We start from the raw sequence: 3,136 nt of genomic DNA on the forward strand, positions 1-3,136 counted from the left end.
CCATCGCCTTCACCCGCACCGCCGAGTACGACGACGCGATCAGCGACTGGATGCTCGAGCAGCTCGAGGACACGGCCGAGGATGACACCCCGACCGGCGCCGACGACCAGGCAGACTCCGACGAGGACGGCTCCTTCGACGACGACGAGGACATCTCCATCCTCGACCTCTCCGATGCCGACGCCGCCGAGCTCGGCATCACCGCGACCCTGCGCTACGGCGAGAACCCGCACCAGCGGGCGCGTCTGGCCGTCACCGACGAGAGCGCCCCGGGCCTGGCCGGCGCAGAGCAGCTCGGCGGCAAGGAGATGAGCTACAACAACTACGTCGACGCCGACGCCGCCGTGCGCGCGGCCTACGACCACGACCGTCCGAGCGTCGCCGTGGTCAAGCACAACAACCCCTGCGGCATCGCGGTGGCCGACGAGTCCGAGGACATCGCACTCGCCCATGCCCGCGCCCACGGCACCGATCCGGTCTCCGCCTACGGCGGTGTCATCGCGACCAACCGTACGGTCACCCTCGCCATGGCCCAGCAGGTCAAGCCGGTCTTCACCGAGGTCATCCTCGCCCCCGGTTATGAGGACGAGGCGCTCGAGCTGCTGCGCACCAAGAAGAACCTGCGGATCCTGCGACTGGTGGGGGAGTACTCCCGCAGCGTCGAGATGCGTGAGATCTGGGGCGGGATGCTGATCCAGGACGCGGACACCATCGCCGCTGAGGGCGACGATCCTTCGCAGTGGACCCTCGCCGCGGGCGACGCGGCGGATGCCGCCACCCTCGCGGACCTCGCTTTCGCCTGGCGCTCGGTGCGGGCTGTGAAGTCCAACGCGATCCTGCTGGCCAAGGACTCCGCAGCGGTCGGCATCGGGATGGGCCAGGTCAACCGCCTGGATTCGTGCCGTCTTGCCGTCGCCCGTGCGAACAGCCTGGGACAGGCCGCCGACGGTGCCGCGGTGCCTGAGCGGGCCCGCGGTGCGGTCGCCGCGTCGGACGCGTTCTTCCCCTTCGCCGACGGTGCACAGATCCTGCTCGACGCCGGCGTGCGCGCGATCGTCCAGCCGGGCGGCTCGATCCGCGACGAGGAGGTCATCGAGGCCTGCCGTGCAGCCGGGGTGACCATGTACCTCACCGGGACGCGCCACTTCGCGCACTGAGCCGGTCGCCCGCCCCGGCGGCGAGGACTCTCGCCGGGGCGGTGCAGGCATCCGCGCCCGCGGAACCGGCGTCCCGCTCACGCGGGGCGCCGGTGCCCCCATCGCGCATGTCGAGGGGCCCTCAGTTCACCGAATGGACATGCGGGGCCTCTAGAGTTGGACCCATACACCAGCGTGCGAAGGAGCGACCGTGAAGATCCCTGACAACCAGAGCCTGCGCGAGTACATCGAGCATCTGCGCGAAGAGGGGTACTCGGTCCTCGACGGGCACACTCCGGACCCGGATCTCATCGACCCTCAGGGCAATCCCGTCTACACCTGGCAGGAGGGATACCCGTACGAGACCCGCATGGACCGGGACGAGTACGAGCGCGAGAAGTACAAGCTCCAGGTCGAACTGCTGAAGTACCAGTACTGGCTCGAAGACAACGATCAGAAGTCGATCATCATCTTCGAGGGGCGGGACGCGGCCGGCAAGGGCGGCACCATCAAGCGCTTCACCGAGCACATGAACCCGCGCACCGCCCGGGTGGTGGCGCTGAACAAGCCCAGCGACCGCGAGCGCGGCCAGTGGTACTTCCAGCGCTACATCCAGCATCTGCCCACCGATGGCGAGATGGTCATGTTCGACCGCTCCTGGTATAACCGGGCCGGAGTCGAGCGGGTGATGGGCTTCGCCACGCCCGAGCAGTACGAGACGTTCATGAACCAGGTGCCCTACTTCGAGCGGATGCTGGTCGATTCCGGCATCCACCTCACCAAGTTCTGGTTCTCCGTCTCCCAGAAGGAGCAGCGCACCCGCTTCGCGATCCGCCAGCTGGATCCGGTGCGGCGGTGGAAGCTGTCCCCGATGGACCTCGAGTCCCTGGACCGCTGGGAGGCGTACACCGAGGCGAAAGAGGAGATGTTCCGCCGCACGGACAAGAAGTACGCGCCCTGGACCATCATCCGCTCGAACGACAAGAAGCGGGCGCGGCTGAACGCGATGCGCTACTTCCTCTCGCAGTTCGAGTACGAGGACAAGGACCACGAGGTCGTCGGGCTCCCCGATCCCAAGCTCGTCATGCGCGGCAAGATGGAAGAGGCCGACGAGTGAGCTGATGCTCCCTCGGCGCGCCCGCATATACCGTGCGCGCACGCACGCACCCCTCCCGCACTCGCACGCACCGACACGCCGGCCCAGAACACCGGCAGCTCCCGTTCGGGGACGGAGCCGGTGTTCTCGGTCGGCGTGTCGCGGTCGAGAGTGAGGGGCGGGGGAAGGGCGAGGGGAGCGAGGGGAGTCAGCCCTCCGTGATCGGCTCCTCGGGCAGGCGGGCGATCTCCCCCGAGTCCAGCCACTCCTCCGAGAGCGCCGGCAGGGTGCCGGTGGGGGTGGTGCGGTGCGGGCGGGTCATCGAGGCCGGGGACAGCAGTGCCTTCAGCCGGGTCTCGTCCAGGAGGCCTCGCTCGAGCACCAGATCGGCGACGGGACGGCCGGTGTCCAGGGCGGTGGCGGCCACATCGGTCGCGGCGGCGTAGCCGATCACCGGCACCAGCGCGGTGACCACGCCGATCGAGCGGCGCAGGTGGTCCTCCAGGATGTCCTCGTTCAGGGTGATGCCGGCGATGCAGCGATCGGCGAGCGTGTTCATCGCCCGGGTCATGATGCGCGTGGACTCGAGGATGTTGAACGCGATGACCGGCTCGAAGGCGTTCAGCTGCAGCTGCCCGCCCTCGGCGGCGAAGGCCACCGTGAGATCGTTGCCGATCACCTCGAAGGCGACCTGGTTGACGACCTCCGGGATCACCGGATTCACCTTGCCCGGCATGATCGAGCTGCCCGGCTGCACCGCGGGCAGATTGATCTCGTGGAAGCCGGCCCGCGGGCCCGAGGACAGCAGGCGCAGGTCGTTGCAGATCTTGGAGATCTTCACCGCGATGCGGCGCAGGATCCCGGAGAAGGTCACGAACGCGCCGGTGTCGCTGGTGGCCTCGAC

The 3,136-nt window shown here is 68.5% G+C and carries 3 protein-coding genes; 2 read left to right on the top strand and 1 reads right to left on the bottom strand.

Annotated elements, in window-relative coordinates; all coding sequences use genetic code 11:
- Together purH and ppk2 are read left to right on the top strand one after the other, a co-directional pair.
- Positions 1 to 1,157 (top strand): bifunctional phosphoribosylaminoimidazolecarboxamide formyltransferase/IMP cyclohydrolase (gene purH / locus ACTH43_RS18440; RefSeq protein WP_441446338.1); only part of this gene is annotated, 1,157 nt, incomplete at its 5' end.
- 190 nt (positions 1,158 to 1,347) lie between these two features.
- On the top strand, positions 1,348 to 2,253 hold the full coding sequence (gene ppk2, locus ACTH43_RS18445) for a polyphosphate kinase 2 (RefSeq protein ID WP_441446339.1): 906 nt from the start codon (positions 1,348 to 1,350) through the stop codon (positions 2,251 to 2,253).
- A 187-nt stretch (positions 2,254 to 2,440) separates the two neighbouring features.
- On the opposite strand, the gene ACTH43_RS18450 is transcribed toward ppk2, so the two are convergent.
- Positions 2,441 to 3,136, bottom strand: a 696-nt coding sequence (locus tag ACTH43_RS18450; RefSeq protein WP_441446340.1) for a lyase family protein, incomplete at its 5' end; no start/stop codon positions are given.

The organism is Brachybacterium sp. (assembly GCF_052095815.1).
Lineage (GTDB): Bacteria > Actinomycetota > Actinomycetes > Actinomycetales > Dermabacteraceae > Brachybacterium.